Raw genomic sequence first — 21612 nt, 5'->3', positions numbered from 1 at the left:
CGCAGCGCGCCTTCTGTTCCGAGCAGTGCATCCATGTCCAGATGATAGGCCAAGTGGCCCTGCCGCTCGCCCCGGCATTCCGCGCATCGCGCACATCCGGGTGGCGCAGGGGCACGTCCATTGATGACCGTGCCCGCAGCGGAGGCTCAAACGATCCAGCGGGTCCAGTGACCGTAGCGGCCACGGATCGGGCCGCGGCGGATACACAGCGCGATCAGGGCCACGGCACTGGCCAGGCTGGCGACGATCGACAGTGCCCCGGCCCCGTAGATGAATGGTGTCACGAACAGTGGCAGTGCCAGCGGGATGATCAGGAAACGCACTGGCCGCGCCACTTCACCCATGGAGATCGCCGCGGCGGTGATCACCATGGCGCCGATCAGGTGGTCCCAGTCGGCGAGGCCGCCGTCATGGCCGAGCGTGACCCGGGTGAGCATCAGCCCGCCCCCGATCAGCATGCACAGCGCCAGGTTCCACGGCAGGCCCACGCCCGTGCCGAACGATTGCTTCAGGATCTGCAGCGCCGGCTGACGGAAGTCATCCCGGCCCACGCCCGAGCGGCCGGTATCGGTATCGCCGACGAAGAAGATCTTCAGTACCGGGCGACCAAGCATGTAGCGGCGGTACAGGAACTCGCCGCTGGCGACGAACTCGTTGGACGCGTAGGCGATCTGCAACAGCATCGCCGCGGCGGCAATCAGGCAGGGTGTGCACCAGGTGCCGATGACGATGGGCTGGATAATGATGAAGGTGATCGAGACGATGCCGAGTGGCACGATCAGCACACCGAAGGCCGCGACCACCCAGGGCATGGTGCGCCAGCGGTTGGCCGCCCCCATCAGCCCGATCAGGATCTCCAGGGCATAGACAATGGCTCCGAGGCCGGCATCGGGAATGGGCCAGGCCTCGGAAACCTCCGACGTGACGACATCTTCGGTGCCGCTGAGGCCGGGACGCGTGCCAGCGAAGAACGGTTCCCAGGCGGCGTCGATGTGGCCGAGCTGGTAGGCCGCCATGTGGCGGGCCAGGAAAAAGCCGACGAAGGCGAGCGCAATGACCGGGATGCGCTGGAACCAGTCCGAAGGGTTGTTGTTCCATCCCGGTGGCGCGGTGGGGCCGGTGGTCGCCGCCACCGGCGAGATGCCGGGCGCGGGGCGTACGGCCGCGGCCAGGCCGATGACCAGCATCCCCACCAGGGTGCCGTTCAGGTAGGCGGCCGCGCTCGGCACCCAGAAGACCAGCGGCGCGAACAGCAGCCAGACGCCGACCGCGGCGCTTGCCCAGCGAGCCCAGCGCTGGTGTACGGACAGCGAGAGCAATGCGAATGCCGTCAGCACCAGCCCGGCGACGATGTCGCTGGCCGCCATTGCGGTGGAATCGTAACCGAGGGTCGCTGGCGACGTTACCAGCCAGCCTCCCAGGCCCACGGTCAGCATGGGCGCCCAAATGTTGTGGTAATGCTCGCGCGCGTAGGCGGTCTCGTGCCGGTGGCGGAGCTTGTCCGCCTCGTGGCCGCTTGGGGTGGTGGTATCCACCCAGTGCGGCGGATCAATGCGGTTCGCCGTATACCAAGTGGCCGGGTCTTCCTTCAGGTTCGCCGTGATCTTCGCGAGGCCGTCGTAGATGTAGTGCCGCGGGCGCCAGCCGACCAATTCTTCCGCGCGGCTGACGTCGAGGTCGTAGTGGTCCGATGCCAGATCGATCATGAACGGCCGGATGAACGGCGTACGCCCCTTTTCGAAATCCTCCGGGATTACCGGAGCGAGTTTTTCCTCCATCCATGCGCCGGTCTTGGCCAGGGGCCCCGGGACGACGATGGTGCGCCAGTCGTCCACGCCGTGCAGCAGTGCGGCGATGCGGTTCTGCAGCGCCTCGTAGCTTTCGGTGTGATTCTCCCCGATCAGCAGCGCATGGCGTTGCGGGAGCTCGGTGCGGCGCTCGACGGTGCGCAGGAACGCATCGATCATGTCCTCGACATGAACGAATGCCTGTCCCACGCTGGTGTCGCCCGTGCCGAGGTGGCTCTCCATGTCGCGCTCGTAGATCCGGGCAATCTGGTGGGCCAATGTGGGCACACAGGTCTGCTCGTCATACAGCCCGGCCAGGCGCAACAGGGTGTAGGGGATATCACCCGCGTGCTTTTCAATCGCCGCTTCGGCATCCAGCTTGGATTGCGGGTAGACCCAGCGCGGCCCGAGGGGGCTGTCCTCGGTGATCTTGTGCCCGGGCACGGTCGGGGCGTGCACCAGCATGGTGCTGGAATAGATGAAACGCTCGACCTCGAAGTTCTGCAGGGCCTTGAGCAGGTTGCGGGTGCCGTCGACGTTGACGGCCTGGTAGGCCGGCGAGTCCTCGCCGGTAAAGTCGAAATACGCGGCGAGATGAATCACTGCCGCGATCTTGCGCGTGCGACCCTGGGCCATCTTTTCCAGGGCCCGGGACACTGACTCCTCGGAAGTCAGATCAACGGTGTAGGCAAGGTCTGCCTCTTTCGCGGCTACCAGGTCGAGCCCCACCACGAAGTAGTCGGATTGCAACCCCCGGATCAGCGCGCTGCCAATGTTGCCGGCGGCCCCGGTGATCACAATGATGGGTTTTGCTGGAGGCGTCATTGCGTGTCCCGCTCCAGATGGATGGCGTTCTCTGGAAACCCGCCCGCGGCCTGGCCGGTGGTATCGGATGGCGTGGGGTGTGGGTGGCGAATGCCGCGTTGCAGGTGACGGCGCCCCACGTCGAGGCCAGGTTTGATCTCCTCTCGTGCCATGGCATCCCGCCCCCGTCGGTGGCCTTGTCGCGCGTTACGTTGATCCGCGGAGATGGTCCGCAACGTGCTTCTTCGCATGCAGGCTATCCCCGCGGGGGCAATGACCGGCCGCAATGCGGTGCCGTCTCGTATGCGCGCGGCGCGGTCAGCCTGTTCGCACTGCCCTGATGGAACCATCATCCGCGCTGGATCGGCACTGGCCGGTCATGGTCTCTGGAGTATGGACGAGATATTGGCCATTTCCAGCGCTCGGCGCGCTGGAAGGAGCAAGAAGAAAACGGAGCAACGAGGGCCCCGGGACTCAGGGACCATGACCCGGGATGCAAGTGCCGGCTGGTCGCGCCGGGAGGCACGGGAGACGGCGCAGTGATCGGGCTCGAGGGAGTTGCCCGGACGAGCGAATTGTCCGCGATGCCGTTCGACGCCGCACGTGTGTGCGCAGCGCCTGCCGATGTTGCGTGTGGCAAGCCGGGCATCGGCGCCGCCGATATCCGGCTTGCATGAATAATACCGCGATGAAGATTATATTCAGGTAGGGTCTCGGTATCTGTCCGCAGGCCGCCCCGTCCCCAGCCCGGGAGCCTGATCATGGAACTATCCAGCAATGCTTTCGAGGATGGCGGACCGATACCGGCAAAATTCAGCGCACCCGAAGAAAACGACGTCCCGCCGCTGGACATCCGGGGCACTCCGACCGGCAGCAAGAGTCTGGTCCTGATCTTTGAGGACATCGACGCGGCCATCGGTCCGGTCACCCACTGGCTGCTCTGGAATCTGCCGCCAGAGACCTCCTATATCGATGCCGTCCACGTCCCCGACGAGGCCCGGAGCGGGTTGAACGGCTTCGGCAAGGCCCACTACACCGGACCGGCCCCGCCCGCAGGCACCCACCGGTATCGGTTCCGGCTCTGTGCGCTGGATACTACACTGGAGGTAGGGCCGAACGCGTGGCGCGACCAGGTGGAGCAGGCCATGTCCGGGCACGTCCTGGCCGAGACCACCTTGACGGGCTATTTCCGCCACGAGGACGAGGAAGAGGGCGGCTCATGATGGCCAGCCTCTCGCCGCCGTCGTGATCGACTGGCTGAAGGCATTTTTCAAGACAGTCAATGCCCCGGTCTTCACCGGGGCTGCGGTGATCGTCGTTTCGTTCGTGCTGTACGGGGCCGCCCTGCCCGAAAACGCGGCGCAGACCTTCGACGCGATCCACGACTTCATCACCGAATACCTGGGCTGGTTCTACATTCTGGCCGTCACCTTCTTCGTGGGCTTCGTGTTGTGGCTGCTGTTCAGCCGTTACGGATCCATCCGCCTGGGAGACGTGGACGAGCGGCCGGAGTTCAGCTTCTTCGCCTGGTTCGCCATGCTGTTCAGCGCGGGCATGGGCATCGGGCTACTGTTCTGGGGCATCGCCGAGCCTATCCTCCATTACCAGAACCCGCCGCGGGGAGAAGGCGGCACGCTGGAGGCGCTGGATCAGGCGATGGTGCTGACCTTCTTCCACTGGGGCCTGCACTCCTGGGCAATCTATGTGGTCATGGGCCTGTCTCTGGCCTATTTCAGCTTCCGCTACCGCTTGCCCATGACCATCCGCTCCATCTTCTACCCCCAGCTCGGGGACCGCATCTACGGCCCCATCGGTCACACCATCGACATCCTGGCCATTTTCGGGACCATTTTCGGGCTCGCCACATCCCTGGGGTTGGGGGTAATGCAGTTCAATACGGGGCTGAACGTCCTGTTCGGCATGCCGGTCTCGGTCTGGCACCAGGTCGGGCTGATTGCCGCGATTACCAGCATCGCCGTTCTCTCGGTGGTTTCCGGTCTCCACAAGGGACTGAAATGGCTCAGCATCTTCAACCTGGTTCTGGCGCTGACCCTGATGCTCTTCCTCCTGATCTCCGGGCCAACCTTGTTCAACATTCGCCTGTTGATCGACAGCAGCGGCCATTACCTGCAGCAGTTCCTGCACCTGAGCCTGTGGACCGACGCGGTGGGCGAATCCGAATGGCACAAGGAATGGACGATCTTCTACTGGGGCTGGTGGATCGCCTGGTCGCCCTTCGTCGGCATCTTCATCGCGCGGGTCTCTCGCGGGCGCACCATCCGGGAATTCGTGGGCGGCGTCCTGCTGATGCCAGTGCTTTTCGTGTTCGCCTGGATGGCGATGTTCGGCGGGACGGCCCTCCATCTGGAGCATTTCACCGCCGGTGGGGCCGGCATCGCCCAGGCCGTGGCCGAGGACGAGACGCTCGCGCTCTACATGACCCTCCAGCAGCTGCCCCTGGAGTTCCTGTTCTCGCTTCTGGCCACCATCCTGATCGCCACCTACTTCATCACCTCCTCCGACTCGGGGACCCATGTCGTGGATGCCCTGGTCTCCCGTGGCAGCAAACGCTCCCCAACCCGCCAGCGTGTCATCTGGGGCATCACCGAGGGTGCCGTGGCGGCCACGCTGCTGATCGTGGGCGGCGAGCAGGCCCTGCGCAGCCTGCAGACCGGCTCCATCGCCGCCGGCCTGCCCTTCACGGTGATCCTGTTGTTCATTTCCTACAACCTCTACCGTGCCCTGCGGCGCGAGTACCGCGTGGAGGGCGTCCAGCCGCCCTGGCCATAGAGCGACGTGCACTCCACTGCCGCCCCCGCGAGCCGTTAGGTGTGATCTCTCAAGGTTGCCCTCAGGTAGACCGAGGACGCTGAAGGGTGGCTGCTTGTTCAGGCTGGTCACGACCTTCGGAACACGTTGTCGTCCAACAGCAACTGGAACTCGCCCAGGCCCTTCCGTGCCAGGATCTGCCCCGCGCGCAGGGGGCCACAGAGGGGAATCGTGAAGGGTGGTACGGATACGGCCGCAGGGCAGCGCCGTGGCAATGCTCCAGTGTTCCCGCGCCGGGGTGCGTGTCGCGGCCGTGTTCACGTCCAGGTTCCGGGGCAGGACCCGAAATCATCAGATTATTGGCACCGACAGAGCTGAATCCTTTTGCTATATAGGTGAGAGAGCTTCATGCAACGAGGGCAAGGCGATGCACGTCAAATCAGCGATGCACACTGGAGTGGAGTGGTGCGCTCCGGATACCCCGATCGTCGAGATCGCAAAGCTGCTCCGCGAGAAGGACATTGGTGCAGTCCCCATAGGCGAGAACGACCGCCTGATCGGCATGCTGACCGACCGCGACATCGTCTGCCGCGGCATCGCCGAAGGCAAAGAGGTTGCGTCCCTCACGGCGCGCGATGTCATGACCTCCGGGATCATCTACTGCTTCGAGGACGATGAACTCGAGCACGCCGTACACCTCATGGAGGAGCGCGAGATCCGTCGCTTGCCCGTCATGAACAAGGACAAGCGGATGGTCGGCATGCTGTCCCTGGGCGATATCTCCCACTCGGCGCCTCACGAGCTTTGCGGCGAGTTTGCGGCTGCGGTTTCCGCGCACCACTAAGCCCCATACGTGCCGAGAAAGTGTGTCGGGCGGACCAGGCGGTGACCGCGCTTGCGGGTCCCTGTGGCCGCAAACGGCTATGCCGCTGGTCCCGGTAATCAGCGGCAACCAAGCGGTCTGGCGAGATGGGTGGACTAGAATGGAACCATGATGCCCGAAGTCCTCCCGGGGCCATCCACGAGGTCGATCGCCGGTGACGCCACTGTTCCATCCGCATCTGATCAACGGCCCCTGTGGCGACCCGGCCCTCTATATCGACTTCCTGTTCCAGCGCCGCGCGCTGATGTTCGACCTCGGCGAGTTGAGTGCTCTGCCCCCGCGCCGTGCGCTGCGGTTGTCGGATGTGTTCATTTCGCACGCTCACATGGACCACTTCATCGGCTTCGATACCCTGCTGCGGCTGCTGCTCGGGCGCGATGCACACCTGCGGCTGCACGGCCCACCGGGCCTGATCGAGCATGCTGGCCACCACCTGCAGGGCTACACCTGGAACCTGCTGCACAACTACACCACCGAACTGGTGTTTGAAGTCAGTGAGTTCGCCGCAGACGGTCGCCATGCCCGCGCCCGGTTTCGTTCCGGCGACAACTTCCGCCGCCAGGATGTCGCCCCGCCGGCATTTGCCGGCGGGGTGTTACTCGACGAACCGGGTTTCCGCATCCGCGCGGCACAGCTCGATCACGGCATCCCCTGTCTCGGCTTCATGCTGGAGGAAAAGACCCACATCAATGTCTGGCGCAACCGGCTGGATGCCCTCGGCCTGCCGACCGGGCCGTGGCTCGCGCACCTGAAGCGCCTGGTTCGGGAGGAGGCGCCCGACGACACCCCGGTGGAAATCGCCTGGCACGACCGCCACGGCGAGCACCGGCGCGAGCTGCCGCTCGGCTACCTGCGTCAGGAGGTGCTGCAGGAAACACGCGGGCAGAAGATCGCCTACGTCACCGATGTCGCCTTCCATGAGGCCAACCGCCGCGCCATCGTGGCACTGGCCCGCGGCGCCGACCTGTTCTACATCGAGGCCCCATTTCTCGATGCCGCTGCCCCTCGAGCAGCGGCCACCGCCCACCTGACTGCGCGCCAGGCCGGGCGGCTGGCCCGCGAGGCTGGTGTGCGGCGGGTCATTCCTTTCCATTTCTCGCCGCGCCACAGTGGAGACGAGCCTGTCCTGGAAGCCGAAGTCCTCGCGGCCTTCGATGGTTACTGACGTGCGCTAGGGCCCCTGTCTGTCGCCCGCGGGTCACTGTGGCCCGATCATCGCCGGGCCGCTTCTTGCCCCGCCAACGGAGCGGTGGGAAAAGCCATAGTCGGATTCCCCCGTCTGGATTCACCTTTCAGGCCGCGTATCCTGCATAGGCCCAAGCGGGATGTCGGCACCGCTCTAACCAGCGGTTCGGCGTGTTGTCGATGCAGCTCGGCTATGGCCGTCCCCGATGGCGGCCCGTTTCGTAAAAAAACGATCAAAGGGAGCTCTTGATGGGCCTGGGTGTGGGACTGGTGGTGCTGGCAGCCTTTTTCTGGGGGCTGTCGGGCGGGATCGGCGGCATCCTGATGGCCGACGGCTGGGACGCCTTCGTGGTCTCGTTCTACCGCGGCGCCATTGGCCTGCTGTTCGTGCTGATCTGGCTCGCCTGGCGCCCGGGCGGCAGTGGACTGGGCAGCGGCAAGATGTGGTTCTGGTCCGCCGTGGCCGGGCTGGGTGTTGCCGGCAACTTCGCGTTCTATTTTCTCAGCATTGCGCACGGCAGCGTGGCGGTCGCGGCCACGCTGATGTACTGCGCCCCGGTGTTTGTCTACATCATCTCCTTCGCCCTGAGGCTGGAAACCCCGACCACGCTCAAGCTGGTGGCCATCGCGATGGTTATGGTGGGCATCGTCCTGCTCACCCAGATCTACGACACCGGAGCGGGGGGCGTGACGCTGATCGGGGCCGGTGCCGGCCTGCTTGCGGGCCTGTCCTACGCGATCTTCATCTTCGGCTTCAAGTACGCCGGCCAGCACGGCAGCCCCCAGGCGATTCTCACGATCGCCTTCGGCGTACTCGTTATCCTGCTGATGCTGCCGGGCGACAACACGCAGATGGCCGCCGTCCTGACCACCACCGACTGGCCGTTGTTCGTTGCGCTCGGCGTCTTCGGCGCCGGCCTGTCGTTCGCCTTCTACATCAACGGGCTGCGGACCACGGCTCCCGCAGTCGCGTCGATCGTGGCAATGATCGAGCCGGTCACGGCCACACTGTTCGGTGTGGTGATCCTGCACGAGAGCCTGGCACTGGTTCAGATCATCGGGATGGCCCTGATCCTGGTCACAGTCACCGCCCTCAGCGTCTCCTCCCGTGCCACCCCGCCCCCCGTCCCCGAGCGGGGCCGCGACGCCGGGTAGCCGAGCAACGCTCTCGCACATAGTCCCGGATCGCCCGTGCGATGCATCCTCCCGGGGGCGGGCCTGCGATGCGCGGGGAGATGCCACGCTGGCCTGCAGGGCTGGTATCCTCGCAGTCCTTTGACGATGGCCGCTTTAGGCGGTCACGCAAGATCTTACCGGGCCCGCCCGGACCCGAGGATTCTGGAGGCCGCATGAGCAGTAAGCACCGACCCACCGATATCCAGTTGCATCAGAAGTCGCGCATCCTGGAGCTGACCTACTCCGATGGCTCGCATTTCGAGCTGCCCTGCGAATTTCTGCGGGTGTACTCGCCCTCGGCCGAGGTGCGCGGGCACGGGCCGGGCCAGGAGGTGCTGCAGGTGGGCAAGGAGGATGTGAACATCACCGGGATCGAGCCGGTCGGTAACTATGCGGTGAAGCTGGAGTTCTCTGACGGCCACGACACCGGCATCTATGATTGGGACTATCTGCACAAGCTCGGCACGGAGCAGGAAAGTCTGTGGCAGGATTACCTGGATCGGCTGAAAGAAGCCGGCCACGAGCGCAAGACGCACTGACGATGAAAGAAGAGCCCGGCAAGACCCACTTCGGCTACCAGAGCGTCCCCGAGTCCGAGAAGGCCTCGCGGGTCGGCGAGGTGTTCCACTCGGTCGCCTCGCGCTACGACGTGATGAACGACCTGATGTCGATGGGCATCCATCGTATCTGGAAGCGCTACACGCTGGAGCGCACCGGCGTGCGCCCGGGCATGAAGATCCTGGACCTGGCCGGGGGCACCGGGGACCTGGCCGGGGCCTTTGCCCCGCGCGTCGGGGCGAAGGGGCAGATCGTGGTCTGCGACATCAATGCCTCGATGCTGGAGGCCGGGCGCGACCGCATGCTGGACGAGGGCCATGTGGGCAACCTCGATTTCGTGCAGGCGGACGCCGAGCAGCTGCCCTATCCGGATGACTACTTCGACCGCGTGACCATCGCCTTTGGCCTGCGCAACGTGACCCGCAAGGAGCGCGCGCTGGCCGAGATGCGCCGGGTGATCAAGCCGGGCGGGCGCGTGCTGGTGCTGGAGTTCTCGCAGCCGATGGCGCCGCTGCGCCCGATCTACGATGTCTATTCATTCAAGATGCTGCCGCTGATGGGCAAGCTGGTCGCAAACGATGCGGACAGCTATCGCTACCTGGCGGAGTCCATCCGCATGCATCCGGATCAGGAGACCCTGGCCGGGATGATGCGCGATGCCGGGCTGGAGCGGGTCGAGTATGACAACCTGACCGGCGGCATCGTCGCCCTGCACCGCGGCACGAAACTGTAGCGTTTTCATGGCCGAACCCATCGCACTGCCCAGTCCGTTCACGGCCCTGATCGAGGTCGCGCTGAACGAGCACCTGGCGAGCGCGCCGGAGAAGGACCGGGCGCGCCTGGCCGGGCGCGCGATCGCGATCGTGATCGAACCGCCGGGGATCGCGCTTTCGCTGGTCGGGGCCGCGGATCGCCTGCAGGTCATCGGCGGTGTCGAGGAGCCGGTGGATGTGCAGCTGGCGGGCTCGCCGCTGTCGCTGGCCGCGGCGCTGGGCCGTGACGACCGCTCCGGGCTGACCATCACCGGTGACGCCACCGTCCTCTCCGATCTGCAGCATGCGCTGCGCGACTCCGGGATCGACTGGGAGGGGCTGTTCGAGCGCTTTGCCGGCGCCGGGGCCGCCGGGCCGCTGCGCCACCTGCTGGATCAGGCGCGCAGCAGCCTGCGCCACCTGGGCCGCCGCTCCGCCGAGGATACCGCCGACTATCTGCGCGACGAGCTCGAGTGGCTGCCGGCCGGCGGGGCCTTCGAGGCCTTTGCCGAGGACGTCGCCGACCTGCGTGATGGCGTTGCTCGCCTTGATGCCCGACTGCGCCGTCTGGAGGCACAGTCCTCCGCACCTGACGACCGGCAGGCCTGATGCGCCGCGCGCTGTACCGGGGGCTGCGGCTGTGGACCATTGCGCGGGTCCTGGTGCGCTATCGCCTCGATGTCATCCTGTTCACGCTAAAGCCGCTGCGCCCACTCAGCTTCCTGCTCTACCTCGCGCCCTGGAACTGGTTTCGCCGTACCGAAGGTACGCGCGGCGAGCGCATCCGCCGCGCGCTGGAGGACCTGGGGCCGATCTTCATCAAGTTCGGGCAGATGCTGTCCACCCGGCGTGACCTGCTGCCGGACGACATCGCGGTGGAGCTGGCCCGGTTGCAGGACCGGGTGCCCCCGTTCCCGTTCGAGCAGGCGCGCGCGCTGATAGAGTCCGAACTCGAGCGTCCGATCGAGATCGCCTTCGCCACGTTCGAGGACACCCCGATCGCCTCGGCCTCCATCGCCCAGGTACACGCGGCCACGCTGCAGGACGGGCGCGAGGTCGTGGTCAAGGTCGTGCGCCCCGGCATCCTCAAGACCATCCGCGCCGATCTCGAGGTGATGCACCTGATCGCGGACCTGGCCGATCGCTACTGGTCCGAGGCCAAGCGCCTGCGCCCGCGCGAGGTGGTGGACGAATACGAAAAGACCGTCACCGACGAGCTGGACCTGATCCGCGAGGGCGCGAACGCCGCCGCGATCCACCGCAACTTCGAGGACAGCCACCTGCTGTACATCCCGGAGATCATCTGGGACTACACCCGCCGCAACGTGCTGGTGATGGAGCGCATCGGCGGCATTCCGGTCGCGGATATCGCCGCGCTGCGCGAACGTAATGTGGATCTGAAGCTGCTGGCCGAGCGCGGGGTGGAGATCTTCTTCACCCAGGTGTTCCGGCACAACTTCTTCCACGCCGACATGCACCCGGGAAACATCTTCGTCGATGCCACCCACCCGGACGACCCGACCTACCTGGCGGTGGACTTCGGCATCGTCGGCTCGCTGCTGGACTCCGACCAGCGCTACCTGGCAGAGAATTTCCACGCCTTCTTCAACCGCGACTACCGGCGCGTGGCCGAGCTGCATGTGGAGTCCGGCTGGGTCCCGAAGGACACCCGCGTGGACGAATTCGAGGCGGCGATCCGCACTGTCTGCGAGCCGATCTTCCAGCGCCCGCTGGACGAGATCTCCTTCGGCCAGGTGCTGCTGCGCCTGTTCCAGACTGCGCGGCGCTTCAACATGGAGGTGCAGCCGCAGCTGGTGCTGCTGCAGAAGACCCTGTTGAACATCGAAGGCCTGGGCCGCCAGCTGTATCCGCAGCTGGACCTGTGGACCACCGCCAAGCCGTTCATCGAGGACTGGATGCACGAGCGCATGGGCGTGCGCGCATTCATCCGCAATGCGCAGCAGCACCTGCCGCGCCTGCTCGCCCAGCTGCCCGAGATGCCCATGCACCTGGAAAAGGCCCTGACGGTGGAGGAGCAGCGCTCCGAACGTGACGCCGCCCTGCGCCAGCAGATTCAGGACCTGGAAGAAGGGCTGCGCCGCCAGAACCGCCGCCGCCATGAGGCCTGGGGAGGTGCGGGACTGCTCGCGCTGGCGGGACTGGCGACCCAGCTGGACGTTGCCACCTGGCTGGGGCTGGCCTGGCCGGCCTGGCCGCTGGGCCTGGTCGGTGCCGCTATCCTGCTGTTCGGCCTGCGTCCAGGCCCGTACCGCCGCCCTGTCGATCGTACCTGAACGCCACGAGTCGACTCGCCCGTTCGGTCACGGGCCGTGTCGGTGCCGACTGTAGGAGGCCAGCCCTCTGGCCGATGGGGCGTTGGATAAGTCGCTATCGGCCAGAGGGCTGGCCTCCTACAGGGGGCGGTCCGGGGCGGGCGGGGTCAGACGTCGAGGAGCAGGCGCGCCGGGTCCTCGATTGCGTCCTTGATCGCGACCAGGAAGCGCACGGCGTCGGCCCCGTCGACCAGGCGGTGGTCGTAGGAGAGGGCGACGTACATCATCGGCCGGATCACGACCTCGCCGTCTACCGCAACGGGACGTTCCTTGATCGTATGCATTCCCAGTATCGCGCTCTGCGGCGGGTTCACGATCGGGGTGGAGAGTAGCGAACCGAACACCCCGCCGTTGGTGATCGTGAAGGTGCCGCCGCGCAGTTCGTCGATATCCAGCTTGCCGTCGCGGGCGCGCTCGGCGAAGTCGCAGATGCGCCGCTCGATGTCGGCCACGCTGGCGTTGCCGGTATCGCGCAGCACCGGCACCACCAGACCGCGCGGCGAGGACACGGCGATGCCGATGTCGCTGTAGTGGTGATACACGATCTCCTCGCCATCCAGCGCGGCGTTGATGATCGGGAAGCGCTCCAGCGCGCGACTGGCGGCGGCCACGAACAGGCCCATGAAGCCCAGCTTGATCGAGTGGCGTTTCTCGAAGGTCTCCTTGTAGCGCGCGCGCAGGTCCATCGCCGCGGACATGTCGATCTCGTTGAAGGTCGTCAGCATCGCGGTGGACTGCTTGGCCTCCAGCAGCCGCTCGGCGATGCGTGCGCGCAGACGCGTCATCGGAACGCGTTCGATGCCGCCTGTGGACGGTGCCGGCTCGCGCCCGGGAGGCGACCCCGAAGGAGATTTGTCGCCACGGCTCGATCGAGCCGCCTGCTCGCGCTCGACATCCTCGCGCAGGATGCGGCCGTCCTCGCCTGTGCCTTCGACGTCTTCGGCCTTGATCCCGGCCTCCTGCAGCAGGCGTCGCACGGCGGGACTGGGAGGCGGTGCGTTGCCGGAGGCGCGACCGGGCGCACCGGTGGCCGTGTCGCGGGCCGGGGCATCCTCCTCGGGCCGGGCAGGCTGTCCGGGTGCCTCCCCGGAGTCATCAGAGGACGGTGCGGGAGCCGCAGGCACCTCTTCCTCGACGTCGATATCATTTTCGTCCGCTTGGTCGGACGCGCCCAGATAGCCGATCACCGCATCGGCCTTCACGACGTCGCCCTCGCTGACCTCCAGTGCCGTCAAGGTGCCCGCAGATGGGGCGGAGACCTCGAGCACGACCTTGTCGGTCTCGAGCTCGGCGATCAATTCATCGCGCTTGACCGTGTCACCCGCCTTCTTGTGCAGGGCGACCACGGTCGCATCCGCGACGGACTCCGGGAGTTCGGGGACCTCGATCGGGGTAAGGTCGGATGCCATCTCGCTTCCTTGTGCTGTGCGTTGGTTTCTGTGTTCAGGGCGTTGGGTGCGGGGTGTCGCGCGAGCTGATCGGCCCGAACGCCCGCTCGAGCAGATCCTTCAGCTGCGCCTTGTGGACCTCCGGATAACCAACCGCTGGCGCGGCGGCCGGAGGGCGCGCAACCGCATGCAGCGTCTGGCCGCGCACCGCCAGCAACGGGTTGATGCGCGGGGCGACAAACGGCAGATACCCCTGGTTCTCCGGTTCGTCCTGCACCCAGACGAACTCCTCTGCGTGCGGATAGCGCCCGAGCAATTCGGTCAGGCGCGCCTCGGGAAACGGGTAGCACTGTTCCAGACGCAGGATGACGACATCGCGGTGGCCGCCCTCGGACTGGCGGGCGGCCAGGTCATAGTAGATACGGCCGCTGGTCAGCAGCACGCGCTTGACGGTCTGGGGATCCTCGATGCGCGCATCGTCGATCACGGTCTGGTACTGCCCATGCGCCAGCGCCTCGAGATCGGAGACGGCGTCCTGATGCCGCAGCAGGCTCTTTGGCGTCATCACGACCAGCGGTTTGCGGTACGGACGCACCATCTGGCGGCGTAGCAGATGGAAGATCTGCGCAGGCGTGGTTGGTACGCAGACCTGCATGTTTTCCTGCGCGGCCAGCTGCAGGAAGCGCTCGGGCCGGGCCGAGGAATGCTCCGGGCCCTGGCCTTCGTAACCGTGAGGAAGCAGCAGCGTCAGCCCGCACAGACGGCCCCACTTCTGTTCGCCAGAGGAGATGAACTGGTCGATCACCACCTGGGCACCGTTCACGAAGTCGCCGAACTGCGCCTCCCAGATCACCAGTGCCTCTGGTGCGGCAGTCGCGTAGCCGTACTCGAAGGCAAGTACGCCCTCCTCGGACAGCAGCGAATCGATGATCAAGAAGCGCGGATGATCCGGATCCAGCTGACGCAGCGGCACCAGTGCCTTCCCGGTCTCCTGGTCGTGCAGCACCGCATGGCGGTGGAAGAACGTCCCGCGCCCGGAATCCTGCCCGGACAGGCGAATGCGATAGCCGTCCTGGATCAGCGCCCCGTAGGCGAGCGTCTCGGCCGCGCCCCAGTCCAGCGGCTGCTCGCCCGCGGCCATCGCGCGGCGGGTATCGAGGACCTTCTGCACGCGCGGATGGACTTGAAAGCCCTCGGGTGGGGTCGACAGCTGGTCGAGCATGCGCGATAGCCGGTCGGCGGCCACACCGGTCTCCACATCCTGGTCCCAGGTCTGGTGCAGGTACGGCCCCCAGTTGGTCGTGCTGCCATGCCCGTCCTCGTGCAGGGCCAGGGCCACCGGCTCGCCAGCTTCCAGTCGGTTTCGATAGGCCTCGACCGCCTCATCCTGGGCCTTTTCTTCCGTCAGCCCGGCCTCGATCAGCGTGCGCGCGTAGAGCTCGCGTGTGGTCGGCAGGTCGCGAATGCGGCGGTACATGTGGGGCTGCGTGGCGGCCGGCTCGTCGGCCTCGTTATGACCCTGGCGGCGGTAGCAGACGAGATCGATCACCACGTCCTTGCCGAAGCGCATGCGGTAGTCCAGCGCGACCTGGGTGACGAAGACCACGGCCTCGGGATCGTCGCCGTTCACGTGCAGAATCGGTGCATTCACCATCTTGGCGACATCGGTCGCGTAGTGCGTCGAACGAGCGTCCTTCAGGGTCGAAGTGGTAAACCCGATCTGGTTGTTCACCACCACGTGCACCGTGCCCTTGGTGGAGAACCCCCGGGTCTGGGACATGTTCAGGGTCTCCATGACCACGCCCTGTCCGGCGAACGCGGCATCGCCGTGGATCACCACGGGCATGACCCGGTTGCCCCTGCGGTCGCCGACTCGCACCTGGCGGGCGCGCACCGAGCCCTCGACCACGGGTGTCACGATCTCCAGATGCGAGGGGTTGAATGCCAGCGCCAGGTGGATCGGACCACCGGGCGTCTCGACATTCGAGGAAAAGCCCATGTGATACTTGACGTCGCCGGTGCCGCGGTCGTCGCGAGGGCGCCCCTCGAATTCGTCGGCCAGCTCGGAAGGGGCCTTGCCGAAGAGGTTGATCAGCACATTCAGGCGCCCACGATGCGCCATGCCAAGTACGATCTCCTGCAGCCCGCCAGCGCCACCGCGCTGGACCAGCGCATTCAGCAGCGGGATCAGGCTCTCCGCGCCCTCGAGGGAAAAGCGCTTCTGTCCGACATAGCGTCGGTGCAGATAGCGTTCCATCCCTTCGGCCGCGATCAGGCGCTCAAGGATCGCCAGTCGCGTCTTGTCGTCAAAGCCGAAGTGGCCATGGGCCGATTCCAGACGCTTCTGCAGCCAGCGCTTTTCCTCGGTCGCCGCGATGTGCATGTACTCGGCGCCGATACTCGCGCAGTACGTCTCGTGCAGCACCCGCTCGATCGTGTCCAGGGAAACAGGCCCCTCGATGAACAGGGAGCCGGGATCGAACAGGATATCCGGACCGACTCGGTCCAGCCCATGGTACTCCCTGCTCAGCTCCACGGGAGGCTCCGGAGCCTCCCGCTCCAGTGGGTCCAGGCGTGCCCCGAAATGGCCGAGGTAGCGATACGAGTTGATGAACTGCAGCACACGAATCTGCAGCTGCTCGTGAGCGAGGTCCGGGCGGTCCATGGAGCGCCGGCGCTCCCGGCGCGGCGCGCCCTCCAGCGAACGGAAGTAGTCGGCCCATGCCGGCGGAACCGACTCCGGGTCCTCGCGGTAGCGTTCCAGCAGGGTCTCGGCAAAAAACAGGTTGTCCGGGTGCAATTCCTGTCCGGAGACCGGCGTATCCAGCCGGTGCAGCGAGGGCATGTCGTTCATTCGCGATGGTCCGATAGTGCGTGCTCGGTGTTACTACTTGGGACTCGTCTCGGCGGCGAGGTTCCCCGCGCAGGGCCGATGACGGCTGTGACCGAGAGTAGCGCGTTTGCGCGGCGGAAGGCACACGTCCCGCGTGCTGAACGTGCGATTCCGGACCGGTTTCCCTACCATTCGCGCATGGATGTCTCCCCTCTGCTCGATTCCCTGAACCCGGCCCAGCGCGAGGCCGTGGCCGCCCCGCCACAACCCCTGCTGGTGCTGGCCGGCGCCGGCTCCGGCAAGACCCGCGTGCTGGTGCACCGTATCGCCTGGCTGATCGGCGTGGAGGGCGTGGCCCCGCACAGCCTGCTGGCGGTTACCTTCACCAACAAGGCGGCGGCCGAGATGCGCGGGCGCATCGAGGCGCTGCTGGGCCACCCGGCCACCGGGCTGTGGGTCGGCACCTTCCACGGGCTGGCCCACCGCCTGCTACGCCAGCACTGGCAGGACGCGCGGCTGCCGCAGGGCTTCCAGATCCTCGACTCCGACGACCAGCTGCGTATGGTCAAGCGCGTGCTGCGCGGCCTGGAGCTGGACGAGGCGCGCTGGCCGCCGAAACAGGCGCAGTGGTACATCAACGCGCGCAAGGACGAGGGCTCGCGCCCGGAACACCTGCCGGATACCGGTGACCCCGTCGCGCGCCAGTGGGTGCGCATTTACACCACCTACCAGCAGGCCTGCGAGCGTGCCGGGGTGGTGGACTTCGCCGAGCTGATGCTGCGCTCGCTGGAGCTGCTGCGCGACAACAAGGCCCTGCTGGAGCACTACCGCACGCGTTTTCGCCATGTACTGGTCGACGAGTTCCAGGACACCAACGACATCCAGTACGCCTGGCTGCGCCTGCTGGCCGGCGACAGCCCGGTATTCGCGGTCGGCGACGACGACCAGTCCATCTACGGCTGGCGCGGCGCGAAGATCGAGAACATCCAGCACTTCCAGAAGGACTACCCGGGCACCCAGGTCGTGCGCCTGGAGCAGAACTACCGCTCCAGCGCCAACATCCTGAACGCCGCCAATGCGCTGATCCGCCACAACGCCGGCCGCCTCGGCAAGGAGCTGTGGACCGAGGACAAGGAGGGCGCCCCGGTGCGCCTGTACACCGCGTTGAACGAGCAGGAAGAGGCGCGCTTCGTCGCCGAGACCATCGCCCGCCACGTGGACCAGGGCGGGCTGTACCGCGAGTGCGCGGTGCTGTATCGCTCCAACGCCCAGTCGCGTGTGCTGGAGGAGACCTTTATTGGTCGGCGTATGCCCTATCGCGTCTACGGCGGCCTGCGCTTTTTCGAGCGCCAGGAGATCCGCGACGCCCTGGCCTACCTGCGCCTGGCCGGCAACGGTGATGACGACGCCGCCTTCCTGCGCGTGGTCAACCAGCCGCCGCGCGGGATCGGCGAAAAGACCCTGGAGGGGCTGCGACAGGCGGCCCAGGCAGCGAACACCAGCCTGCTCCAGGCAGCAGCCCATGCGGTCGACGCCGACGCCCTGCCCGGGCGCGCGCGCAATGCGGTTGCCGGCTTCTTGCAGCTGATCCAAACCCTGCAGCAGGAGCTGCCGCGTCAGCCGCTGGCCGATCAGGTGGAGCAGGCGATCGAGCGCGCCCAGCTGCGCGAGCACTACAAGAAGGAAAAGGGCGAGCGCGGCGAGGCGCGTCTGGAGAACCTGGACGAATTGGTGGGCGCGGCGCGCGCCTTCGACATGGAACCCACCGCCGAGAGCGAGGAAGGTGAGGGCAATCGCCTGACCGAGTTCCTCGCCCACGCCGCGCTGGAGGCCGGCGAGGGCGCGGCCGACCCGCACGAGGACGCGGTGCAGATGATGACCCTGCATTCCGCCAAGGGACTGGAGTTCCCGCTGGTCTTCCTGACCGGCCTGGAGGAGGGGCTGTTCCCGAACGCGCGTTCGCTGGAGGAGCCGGGGCGGCTGGAGGAAGAACGCCGCCTGGCCTACGTCGGCATGACCCGCGCGGAGCAGGAGCTGTACCTGATCCATGCCGAGACCCGGCGCCTGTACGGCCGCGAGTCCTACAACGTCGCCTCGCGCTTCATCAACGAGATCCCGGAAGATGCGCTGGAGGTGCTGCGCCCGCAGGCCTCGCCATATGGCGCAGGGCGCTTCGCGGCCAGCCGCCAGCGCACCGCAGGCTTCGGATCATTGGATACCGCGGATGCCTCGGCCCGCGACAATGGTCTGTCCATCGGTGCCCGCGTGCACCACGCGAAGTTCGGCGAGGGCTTGATCACCCAGTTCGAGGGTTCCGGCAACTCGGCGCGGGTGCAGGTGAACTTCGCCCACGCCGGATCCAAGTGGCTGGTGTTAGGCTTCGCCAAGCTCGAGGTCCTAGGCCAGCACTAAAAAGCCCCGCCGAGGCGGGGCTTCGGGTTACGGACTGCAGGACCGATCACTCGATCTTGAGGTAGGCGAATCCCTTCTCGTTCTGGAGCTCGGCGATGCGCACCACGCCCGAGGGTACAAACTCGACGTTGTCATACACCAGGTCTTCGTCGAGACCGATCTGGCTGCGGGTGATCTCGCACAGCTCCAGCTGCACGCCATGGGTGCTGACGAGGCTGGACAGCCGGCCACGCAGTTCGTCGCGCTGCTCCTTGAGCTCCTCGTCGGCCTCGAAGGGCGAGCCTTCCAGGTCGTCATCCGTCAGGAAGCGAATGCCGTGCGCCACGAACACGATGCGCACGTCCACATCCATGAACTCGTTCTGGTAGTGCGTCATCATGTTGTTGATGCTGGTCAGCATCGCGGAGAAGCGCCGGGGGTCCTCGAAATCAGCGTGATATACCACCTTGGCCTCGGGTTCCATGGCCTCGGCGCGGGGCGTGAACGCCAGCGCGGCGAACAGCAGGCCTGTCAGCATCAGGGCCATCGTGAAACCGGGCAGGGGGGCAACTCGAAGGGCGCGGGAGAGCGGAAACATCGTGGTTCTCCTTGTGGGTTGGTCTTGCCTTATACAGTAGACGCCGCTTCCCGGCGATGCCATCCATGGGACCAGGGCCCCAAGGTTGACGCGAACCGGGGCCAGCGGTATGCTCTGCCGCCTTTTCCAGAACCTAGCGAAGTCAACGCGAGGGAAGTACTTTGGCGAATATTGCTTCTGCCCGTAAGCGGGCCCGTCAGGCGGTCAAGAATCGCGCTCACAACGTGGCGCTGCGCTCCCGTTTCCGCACGGCCATGAAGGCCGTACTGAAGCCGCTGCAGCAGGGTGATGCCCAGGCAGCCAGCGAGGCCTACAAGAAGGCCGTGCCGGTCATCGACGCGACCGTGAGCAAGGGGCTGATCCACCGGAACAAGGCGGCCCGCCACAAGAGCCGCCTGAACGCCCGTATCCGCGATCTGGCCCAGGGCTAACTGCCCCTGACGGTTCGGGGCCTGGCCCCGAACCGGATCGCACGCAATAGAGCCGCGCCCGGAGATGATCCAGGCGCGGCTTTTTGCGTGCGTGGACATCCGGCCAGGCAGCTGGACGCGAATGGAGAACTATTCGGACAGCACGCGGGCGCCGCCCTCGCCCCGTGGATCGGAGGCCGCCTCGAGGCGCCCGTCATCGCGATGCCACAGGATCGCCTGCATGTCACCAAATGGGCGTACCTGCGGCACCAGGCGGTGGCCCCGCGCGACCAGTTGCCCGCGCGTCTCCATGTCGAAGGCACTGGTCTCGTGTTCCACGCGATCTGGCAGGTACTGGTGGTGATAGCGCGGCTGCTCCACGATCGCCTCCGCATCCAGGCCCTCCACCACACCCAGGATGCCGTGCAGCACCATGGTGATGATGCGGCTGCCGCCCGGGGTTCCCAGGATCGCCACACGATCGTCGGTCTCGACAAAGGTCGGGCTCATGCTCGACAGGGGCCGCCGATACGGGGCAATCGCGTTGGCCTCGAAGCCGATCAGGCCGTAGGCATTGGGTTCGCCCGGCTTGGCCGAGAAGTCGTCCATCTCGTTGTTCAGCAGGACCCCGGTGCCGGGCACGACATAGCCGGAGCCGAACGGGTAGTTCAGCGTCAGTGTCGCGGCCACACGGTTGCCGTCGGCGTCGATCACGGAGAAATGGGTCGTCTCCGGGCTCTCGGCGGCCTGCGCCGGGTCCGGGACATCGGCCTGCGGGTCCACCGATAGCGGCAGGTAGCGGCTGGGTGTGGCCTCGTCCGGGTGGATGGTCGCGCGCAACCCGGCCGCGTAGTCGCGCGACAGCAGCCGCTCCAGCGGCATGTCGACGTGGTCCGGGTCACCGAGATACTCGGCACGGTCGCGGTAGGCGCGACGCATGGCCTCGATGGTCAGGTGCGCCCGCAGGTCCGGGGCCAGCTCGTCGAGGTCATAGAACGACAGGATGTTCAGGATCTGCCCCAGGGCAACGCCACCCGAAGACGGCGGCGAGGCGGTGGTGATCCGCGCACCGCGATACTCGATGTGAATGGGGTCGCGTTCGACGACCTCGTAGTCCGCCAGGTCGTCCAGCGTCCAGATACCGCCTGCTTCGCGCACCCCGTCGACCAGCCGCTCGGCCAAGGCCCCGGTATAGAAGCCGTCGCGGCCCTCTTCGGCCAGGCGTCGCAGGGTGTCGGCCAGATCCGGCTGCACCAGGCGCATACCCGCATCCGGCACAGCCCCGTTGTCGAGAAAGATCTGCGCGGCGTCGGCGCCATTACGCAGCGCCCGGTGGCGGAAACTCGCCATCTGGTTATAGCGTCCGCCCACCTCGACCCCATCCTCGGCCAGGCGAATCGCCGGCTCCAGCGTATCGCCGAGCGCGAGGCTGCCGTACTGGCGGGACAGGTGGTCGAGGCCCGCTGGCATACCGGGGATTCCAGCGGCAAGCACACCGTCGAGCGACAGGCCCTCGACCACCTCGCCATCGTCGTCCAGGTACATGTCACGATGTGCCTCGCCCGGCGCCGTCTCGCGGGCGTCCAGCATCACGCTGCGGTCATTCTCCGCCTCAAAGAGCAGGAAAAAACCACCCCCGCCCAGACCGGAGCCATAGGGCTCAACCACGCCCAGGGCAGCCGTCACGGCAACGGCGGCATCGAACGCGTTGCCGCCTGCGGCGAGGATGCGCTCGCCTGCGGCGG

16 protein-coding genes are annotated in these 21612 nt (G+C 66.4%); 11 read left to right on the top strand and 5 right to left on the bottom strand.

Going from position 1 to position 21612, the window contains the following annotated elements:
* Positions 1–146: 146 nt before the first annotated feature.
* Positions 147–2612, bottom strand: a complete 2466-nt coding sequence (locus G372_RS0102820; protein WP_019623827.1) for an NAD-dependent epimerase/dehydratase family protein — start codon at positions 2610–2612, stop codon at positions 147–149.
* Positions 2613–3352: 740 nt separating this feature from the next.
* On the opposite strand from G372_RS0102820, the gene G372_RS13465 reads away from it, so the two are divergent.
* The 9 genes from G372_RS13465 to ubiB all read left to right on the top strand — a co-directional run bounded on the left by G372_RS13465 (position 3353) and on the right by ubiB (position 12208).
* A complete protein-coding gene (locus tag G372_RS13465) occupies positions 3353–3814 on the top strand; it encodes a YbhB/YbcL family Raf kinase inhibitor-like protein (protein WP_019623826.1) in 462 nt (153 codons plus the stop codon).
* Positions 3815–3836: 22 nt separating this feature from the next.
* Complete coding sequence (locus tag G372_RS0102810) at positions 3837–5381, top strand: BCCT family transporter (RefSeq protein WP_019623825.1); 1545 nt, start codon at positions 3837–3839, stop codon at positions 5379–5381.
* A gap of 406 nt (positions 5382–5787) precedes the next feature.
* Positions 5788–6204 (top strand): CBS domain-containing protein, encoded by a 417-nt coding sequence (locus tag G372_RS0102805; protein WP_018863236.1) that lies wholly within the window; start codon positions 5788–5790, stop codon positions 6202–6204.
* Positions 6205–6397: 193 nt separating this feature from the next.
* Positions 6398–7408: a ribonuclease Z gene (locus G372_RS0102800; RefSeq protein WP_019623823.1), complete on the top strand. Its 1011-nt coding sequence runs from the start codon at positions 6398–6400 to the stop codon at positions 7406–7408.
* A gap of 269 nt (positions 7409–7677) precedes the next feature.
* The gene (locus G372_RS0102795; RefSeq protein ID WP_018863234.1) at positions 7678–8583 is read left to right on the top strand and encodes a DMT family transporter; all 906 of its coding nucleotides are present in this window, start codon (positions 7678–7680) and stop codon (positions 8581–8583) included.
* Between the two features lie 194 nt (positions 8584–8777).
* A complete protein-coding gene (locus G372_RS0102790; RefSeq protein ID WP_018860968.1) occupies positions 8778–9143 on the top strand; it encodes a gamma-butyrobetaine hydroxylase family protein in 366 nt (121 codons plus the stop codon).
* 2 nt (positions 9144–9145) lie between these two features.
* Positions 9146–9895, top strand: coding sequence for a bifunctional demethylmenaquinone methyltransferase/2-methoxy-6-polyprenyl-1,4-benzoquinol methylase UbiE (gene ubiE / locus G372_RS0102785; protein WP_018863233.1), 750 nt, complete (start codon positions 9146–9148; stop codon positions 9893–9895).
* A 7-nt stretch (positions 9896–9902) separates the two neighbouring features.
* Complete coding sequence (locus G372_RS0102780; protein WP_018863232.1) at positions 9903–10523, top strand: ubiquinone biosynthesis accessory factor UbiJ; 621 nt, start codon at positions 9903–9905, stop codon at positions 10521–10523.
* Positions 10523–12208: a ubiquinone biosynthesis regulatory protein kinase UbiB gene (gene ubiB / locus G372_RS0102775; RefSeq protein WP_019623822.1), complete on the top strand. Its 1686-nt coding sequence runs from the start codon at positions 10523–10525 to the stop codon at positions 12206–12208. The genes G372_RS0102780 and ubiB overlap by 1 nt, the downstream gene beginning before the upstream one ends.
* Before the next feature lie 146 nt (positions 12209–12354).
* On the opposite strand, the gene odhB is transcribed toward ubiB, so the two are convergent.
* Together odhB and G372_RS0102765 are read right to left on the bottom strand one after the other, a co-directional pair.
* Positions 12355–13656, bottom strand: coding sequence for a 2-oxoglutarate dehydrogenase complex dihydrolipoyllysine-residue succinyltransferase (gene odhB / locus G372_RS0102770; protein WP_019623821.1), 1302 nt, complete (start codon positions 13654–13656; stop codon positions 12355–12357).
* A gap of 34 nt (positions 13657–13690) precedes the next feature.
* Positions 13691–16489 (bottom strand): 2-oxoglutarate dehydrogenase E1 component, encoded by a 2799-nt coding sequence (locus tag G372_RS0102765; protein ID WP_019623820.1) that lies wholly within the window; start codon positions 16487–16489, stop codon positions 13691–13693.
* A 177-nt stretch (positions 16490–16666) separates the two neighbouring features.
* Here G372_RS0102765 and uvrD point away from each other — a divergent pair, with 177 nt between their 5' ends.
* On the top strand, positions 16667–18880 hold the full coding sequence (uvrD, locus tag G372_RS0102760) for a DNA helicase II (RefSeq protein ID WP_019623819.1): 2214 nt from the start codon (positions 16667–16669) through the stop codon (positions 18878–18880).
* A gap of 46 nt (positions 18881–18926) precedes the next feature.
* On the opposite strand, the gene G372_RS0102755 is transcribed toward uvrD, so the two are convergent.
* Entirely contained in the window at positions 18927–19457 is a 531-nt protein-coding gene (locus G372_RS0102755; protein WP_018863227.1) for a DsrE family protein, read from the bottom strand.
* Between the two features lie 161 nt (positions 19458–19618).
* On the opposite strand from G372_RS0102755, the gene rpsT reads away from it, so the two are divergent.
* Entirely contained in the window at positions 19619–19888 is a 270-nt protein-coding gene (rpsT, locus tag G372_RS0102750; RefSeq protein WP_018863226.1) for a 30S ribosomal protein S20, read from the top strand.
* Between the two features lie 129 nt (positions 19889–20017).
* Here rpsT and ggt read toward each other — a convergent pair.
* Positions 20018–21612, bottom strand: a 1595-nt coding sequence (ggt, locus tag G372_RS0102745) for a gamma-glutamyltransferase (protein ID WP_020008819.1), incomplete at its 5' end; no start/stop codon positions are given.

The sequence above is a fragment of the Thioalkalivibrio thiocyanoxidans ARh2 genome (assembly GCF_000385215.1).
GTDB classification, from domain to species: Bacteria; Pseudomonadota; Gammaproteobacteria; order Ectothiorhodospirales; family Ectothiorhodospiraceae; genus Thioalkalivibrio; species Thioalkalivibrio thiocyanoxidans.
This window is presented reverse-complemented; position numbering and strand designations above follow the sequence as displayed.

Excerpts from the sequence above, each read along its gene's own strand:
- G372_RS0102765 (WP_019623820.1), bottom strand. The coding sequence starts at position 16,489 with ATGAACGACATGCCCTCGCTGCACCGGCTGGATACGCCGGTCTCCGGA.
- G372_RS0102820 (WP_019623827.1), bottom strand. The coding sequence starts at position 2,612 with ATGACGCCTCCAGCAAAACCCATCATTGTGATCACCGGGGCCGCCGGC.
- G372_RS0102790 (WP_018860968.1), top strand. The coding sequence starts at position 8,778 with ATGAGCAGTAAGCACCGACCCACCGATATCCAGTTGCATCAGAAGTCG.
- G372_RS0102805 (WP_018863236.1), top strand. The coding sequence starts at position 5,788 with ATGCACGTCAAATCAGCGATGCACACTGGAGTGGAGTGGTGCGCTCCG.
- G372_RS0102795 (WP_018863234.1), top strand. The coding sequence starts at position 7,678 with ATGGGCCTGGGTGTGGGACTGGTGGTGCTGGCAGCCTTTTTCTGGGGG.
- uvrD (WP_019623819.1), top strand. The coding sequence starts at position 16,667 with ATGGATGTCTCCCCTCTGCTCGATTCCCTGAACCCGGCCCAGCGCGAG.
- G372_RS0102755 (WP_018863227.1), bottom strand. The coding sequence starts at position 19,457 with ATGTTTCCGCTCTCCCGCGCCCTTCGAGTTGCCCCCCTGCCCGGTTTC.
- ubiB (WP_019623822.1), top strand. The coding sequence starts at position 10,523 with ATGCGCCGCGCGCTGTACCGGGGGCTGCGGCTGTGGACCATTGCGCGG.
- G372_RS0102780 (WP_018863232.1), top strand. The coding sequence starts at position 9,903 with ATGGCCGAACCCATCGCACTGCCCAGTCCGTTCACGGCCCTGATCGAG.
- G372_RS13465 (WP_019623826.1), top strand. The coding sequence starts at position 3,353 with ATGGAACTATCCAGCAATGCTTTCGAGGATGGCGGACCGATACCGGCA.
- ubiE (WP_018863233.1), top strand. The coding sequence starts at position 9,146 with ATGAAAGAAGAGCCCGGCAAGACCCACTTCGGCTACCAGAGCGTCCCC.
- odhB (WP_019623821.1), bottom strand. The coding sequence starts at position 13,656 with ATGGCATCCGACCTTACCCCGATCGAGGTCCCCGAACTCCCGGAGTCC.